The sequence below is a fragment of the Rhizobium sp. SRI_017 genome (genome assembly GCF_057586295.1).
The window spans coordinates 1-1,130 of the sequence record NZ_JBYCZP010000066.1 but is presented as its reverse complement, the minus strand read 5'-3'; the positions used below and the strand labels follow the sequence as shown (position 1 = coordinate 1,130).

General features: G+C 57.4%; 1 protein-coding gene. It reads left to right on the top strand.

Annotated features, from left to right (window positions below):
* The first annotated feature begins 76 nt into the window (after window positions 1–76).
* Window positions 77–1,075 (top strand): IS5 family transposase, encoded by a 999-nt coding sequence (locus AC2YI2_RS35000; RefSeq protein WP_487391121.1) that lies wholly within the window; start codon window positions 77–79, stop codon window positions 1,073–1,075.
* Window positions 1,076–1,130: the final 55 nt, after the last annotated feature.

Here is a 1,130-nt window from a genome sequence, read left to right as displayed (position 1 = left end):
GGAATTGGTGCGGGGATCAAATTTCAACATTTTGCAACTATGTGGCTGCGATCGAAAATAGCCCGATTGAACCAGCATGCCTCACAAACATAATGCCTCCCGCCGCCATCACATCGGCAAAATGAAGTTCAGGGTGACGAACTGGGCGGAGTATGAGGCGGGCCTTCGCCGTCGTGGCAGTTTAACCCTTTGGATAACGCCGGAAGCGCTGGCGGGCTGGGCCGCCCCACGGCGCAAGACGCGTGGTGGTCAGCCTCTCTATTCGGATCTGGCGATCGAAACTACGCTAATGCTGGGCATGGTATTCGGATTGCGTTTGCGCCAGAGTGAAGGGCTTCTGGGTTCGGTGCTTGATATGATGGGACTGAATTTGCCAGTGCCCGATCACACGACACTCAGCCGCAGGGCCAGAACCTGGAAGCCATCGGCCAGAAGCAACGACCGGCAGCATGTGGCGGACGGACCCATTCATGTTCTGGTCGACAGTACGGGGCTCAAGGTCTATGGCGCGGGCCAATGGCTGGAAGAAAAGCACGGAGCGAAGTCCCGGCGTAACTGGCGAAAACTTCATCTGGCTGTTGATGCCGACAGTGGCGAGATCATTGCACATAGCCTGACAGATCAGGAAACCGGCGATGCCTCGCAGCTGGAGTCGTTGCTGGATCAGTTCGATGATGAGATCGGCCAGTTCACTGCCGATGGAGCCTATGATGGCACTCCAACCTATGACGCAGTGCTGCGTCATAGCGCAGGTGCGAAGGTCGTCATTCCAACGCGCTCGAACGCGGTTGAACGGCCCAACGTTCAAGCATGTTGCCAGAGAGACGATCACATCGCATCGATGCAGATCGATGGTCGGCTGAAATGGCAGACGTCCACCGGCTATGGCAAACGGGCTTTGGTTGAAACCGCGATGGGTCGATACAAGGGCGTCATCGGTCCGCGGCTACGTGCTCGTTCATTCCGGGCGCAGCAGACTGAAGCTGCGATCGGCGTGGCCATTCTTAACCGAATGCTCGCCTACGGACGCCCGAAATCCGTTCGTTACCGAGCCTCGACGGGAGCAACCAAATAAGCGAGCCCATCAAAGACCAAATTCCGCTCACTTGCTGATCCACGCGCCAACGCCC

Excerpts from the sequence above, each read along its gene's own strand:
- AC2YI2_RS35000 (WP_487391121.1), top strand. The coding sequence starts at position 77 with ATGCCTCACAAACATAATGCCTCCCGCCGCCATCACATCGGCAAAATG.